The organism is Streptococcus sp. DD11 (genome assembly GCF_001578865.1).
GTDB lineage: Bacteria > Bacillota > Bacilli > Lactobacillales > Streptococcaceae > Streptococcus > Streptococcus panodentis.
Map to the genome: position 1 here is coordinate 28,747 of NZ_KQ969396.1, position 3,325 is coordinate 32,071.

4 protein-coding genes and 1 other annotated feature are annotated in these 3,325 nt (G+C 36.8%); all 4 genes read right to left on the bottom strand.

All coding sequences use genetic code 11. From position 1 onward, the window contains the following. A partial coding sequence (locus STRDD11_RS14550) for a YSIRK-type signal peptide-containing protein (RefSeq protein WP_241209429.1) occupies window positions 1-77 on the bottom strand: 77 nt, incomplete at its 3' end. A 593-nt stretch (window positions 78-670) separates the two neighbouring features. Next, window positions 671-1,039 carry a 50S ribosomal protein L7/L12 gene (gene rplL, locus STRDD11_RS09565; protein ID WP_128837136.1) on the bottom strand — a complete coding sequence of 123 codons (369 nt, stop codon included), beginning with the start codon at window positions 1,037-1,039 and terminating at the stop codon, window positions 671-673. A gap of 67 nt (window positions 1,040-1,106) precedes the next feature. Continuing rightward, entirely contained in the window at window positions 1,107-1,607 is a 501-nt protein-coding gene (gene rplJ, locus STRDD11_RS09570; RefSeq protein ID WP_128837137.1) for a 50S ribosomal protein L10, read from the bottom strand. 37 nt (window positions 1,608-1,644) lie between these two features. Beyond that, window positions 1,645-1,780 (bottom strand) — a sequence feature (ribosomal protein L10 leader region). Between the two features lie 493 nt (window positions 1,781-2,273). After that, window positions 2,274-2,990, bottom strand: a complete 717-nt coding sequence (locus STRDD11_RS09580) for a hypothetical protein (protein WP_241209396.1) — start codon at window positions 2,988-2,990, stop codon at window positions 2,274-2,276. Window positions 2,991-3,325 lie beyond the last annotated feature (335 nt).

A 3,325-nucleotide genomic window follows, 5' to 3' on the forward strand; every position in this document is an offset into this window, starting at 1 on the left:
ATAGCAGCCGAAACAAGTCCGACAGCCAACTTTCTAAACGAGAAACGATTTTGTTTCTCCCCCATCAACTTTTTCATAAACAATCCCTTTCAAATTATTCAAAAACTGAATAACAAATCCTTTATAGTCTTTTAGTTTACTTTTAGTAGTGAAACTGTCCGGAGGATAGTTTCGGCCTGTCATTTTGAAATGAGAAAATGATAGGCTGCGAGCCGCTCAAAACCTCCAGTGGAGGTTTTGAGGTGGCAGATAAAGCTTCCGCTAGGAAGTGTCAAAAACCTCCAGTGGAGGTTTTGAGGTGGCAGATAAAGCTTCCGCTAGGAAGTGTCAAAAAGCTCCAGTGGAGATTTTGAAGCGGTGGATAAAGCTTCCGTGAGGAAGTGCCAGCAGCTCAAAGTAATAAAAAATAAACTAAATGACGATTAGCAGAGAATCAATAAAGACCAGTCGCTGTATCCATTCATCTGCATCCCTAATAAAACATCCTAAGTAACAGTCTCATATCCTCTTTATCTTATCCATAATATCTCCTAAATCGTTTATAATCTATCTTCATTATATCATAACATCATATTTTTTCTAGTATTTTCCAAATAAAAAATAGATTTTGATAAAAGTAAAAAAACCAAGCCTCGCGACTTGGTTCTTCATGTTATAGTTGGAAACTCTATTATTTAAGAGTAACTGAAGCGCCTGCTTCTTCCAGTTTAGCTTTGAGTTCTTCAGCTTCTGCTGCTGCAACGCCTTCTTTGATAACGTTTGGAGCGCCGTCAACCAGTTCTTTCGCTTCTTTGAGGCCAAGACCAGTGATTTCGCGGACAGCTTTGATAACGCCGACCTTCTTGTCGCCAGCTGCAGTCAATTCAACGTCAAATGAATCTTTCGCTTCAGCAGCTTCTCCGCCGCCAGCTGCAACCGCTGCTACAGGAGCAGCTGCAGTTACACCAAATTCTTCTTCGATAGCTTTTACAAGGTCGTTCAATTCAAGGATTGAAGCTTCTTTAATTTCAGCAATAATGTTTTCAATGTTCAATGCCATTGTGATTTCCTCCAAATAAGTTTTATAATTTTAATTTTTTCTAGCTTATGCTAGGCTGCACAGCTGATTAAGCTGCGTCTTCTTTGCTTTCTGCCACAGCTTTGACAGCGTAGGCAACGTTGCGAACGGGCGCTTGAAGTACAGAAAGGAGCATAGAAAGAAGTCCTTCGCGGTTTGGAAGAGTTGCAAGTGCAACGATTTCTTCTTTTGATGCGACAGCGCCTTCGATAGCGCCACCTTTGATCTCAAGTGCGTCAGCGTTTTTAGCAAAGTCGTTCAGGATTTTCGCTGGTGCAATCACATCTTCGTTAGAAAATGCCACAGCAGACGGTCCGACAAATACTGATGCAAGATCTTCAAGTCCAGCTTTTTCAGCTGCACGGCGCAAGATTGAGTTTTTAATCACTTTGTACTCAACTTCGCTTCCGCGAAGTTCGCGACGAAGAACGGTATCTTGCTCAACAGTCAAACCACGAGCGTCCACAACGACGATTGATGCAGCTGCTTTCATTTTCTCAGCAACTGCGTCAACTAGTTCCGCTTTTTTAGCAATAATAGCTTCACTCATATAGTGTTTCACCTCCGTAATTATTTTGCTTGGGGAATTTTCCAAAAGAAAAACGCGCCCAAACCTAGACACGAAAGTACAATACGCTTCTTTTTACATGATACGTTTTGTCCTCGGTAGGATACTTATGAGTCGAGCTCCCCTACTGTCTTAGGCAGTTTTTTCAAACCATTGATAATTATAGCAAAAGAGAAAAAAGATTGCAAGCCTTTTGCGCAATCTTTTTGAATTTAGCGGTTTCACCGTTCAAGCTCAGGACAGTATTGTCTCAATTCTCGGATGTTACTGCTGATACGAAGATTGTGTTTCACCATTTCATAGACCATAGAACCTAGTCCTAGGGTAAACATCCCAATTAAAAATAAAAACATCAAAAGATTGGCTAATGGCTATGGCAGCCAAAATGAAAAATTAAACGGTAGCAGAACAGTAAAAAAGAACAGATCAAATTAAAAGCGGCAATATATAACATAGGGGCAAACGACATTATAATCCTAGCTTTTCCAGCATTCCTCTGGAATTACTTTCCTTGCAAAACCCATGACGCTTCCTCTTTAGTATTTTTTATCATATATTATACCGGACTTCGTTTATATACTCTCTTGCGATTCAATAATCCCATCCTCAATAGTATATGCCAACCTTGCAACATACGCTGTTAATTCGCTACTCATTATCATTCACCTCTCTGTATTCATTTATTATAGTTTCTGATTTTAGGGAACGCGAAGTAGACATATTAATTTGAACATATTTTCTATCGTCACTAATATTTCTGGTAAAAGAAAGAACAAAATTTTCATTTTGATTTCTCCAAGATGAATCCAAGTGATTTTTTGCTGCTAATCCCTCATCCAAATAATATGCCAAATGATAGGCAGGAATTTCAGGGTTATATCGACTATTAATTAATTTATAGCTAGACAATATTTTTTCAGAAAAAACATTGGATTGAAAGAGAAAAGTGATGTTTTTCGCTTCCTCCTCCATAACATAATCTGAATCTAAGCTCTCCCACCCTTGGGCAGAATATTGAATATTGTGTTTGTATACAATCTCACTGGTTATATCATCTTCAAAAACCTGTCCAGCTTTTTTTTCAATAAATCCTTTAATGGATTTATCAATAGGATTTCCTGAAACATTTATAGAATATTGAACATCTTTCCCAGTCTCATCAAAATTTGAAACTGTATAAATAATTTCAAATCCTTTCGGATAAAATTTAAACAAGTCCGAAACATTTGCAGTAGAATAAACTTTTTCTAAATCCGCAAACTGACTTTCCACATGAGCACGACTATTTTTATCACAACCTGATAAATTCGTCATAATCATTAAACCTCCTAAAATTATAATGAATATTTTTAAAATTTTCTTCATAACCTTCTCCTCTTCCTTATCCATCATCCCATTATTTGAAAAACTGTGGTTTATCCTTGTGATTTTCTCCCATTGCTTCCTCCTTACTACAGCATGATTTTATTATAATCATTAACCTCCTAGAAAAACAATTAACACTTTTAAATTTTTTTCATAATCTTACTCCATATCACCTAATTCTGCTGTAAATTTCGTCTCATCTCCGTCTATATTTAACTTCCCTTATAAGAAACAGACTCCTTTAAAACCAAAGTATTTTACTTTAACCAACAAGAAATTTTTAAACAAAATCAGTATAAACATCGTTATCTAATACAAAATAACTTTTTATTTCT